We start from the raw sequence: 288 nt of genomic DNA, 5'->3' as shown, positions 1-288 counted from the left end.
GCGTCGAGCCGATAGTCAGATCGTTGCCCTTCGATTCAGCATAGAACTCCGGAGCGTTAGCCACGTACACCATGCCACGCTCGAACAGGCCGGGCAGGAACTTGTACATCAGGCCCAGCAGCAGGCTGTTAATGTGGCAGTTGCTGCTTACGATGCCGGACGGAAGCATGAAGTGGTGATACTTCGGAACAGTCAAGCAGTAGACGGGCACCGGCTCCCCTTGCTTTTGGACGCGCAGCTTATTCACGGCCAAGAAGCCAAGACCGCTCGATTTGTCCTGCTTTGTCC

Annotated in this window: 1 protein-coding gene; it reads right to left on the bottom strand. The window is 56.6% G+C overall.

The window, feature by feature from the left end:
• A partial coding sequence (locus AC1RPU_RS08160; protein ID WP_481769671.1) for a hypothetical protein occupies positions 1-288 on the bottom strand: 288 nt, incomplete at both ends.

The organism is Dellaglioa sp. CoH-55-MRSF-7 (assembly GCF_056782235.1).
Note: the sequence above shows the minus strand (reverse complement) of the source record. Positions and strands in the feature narration are given on the sequence as shown.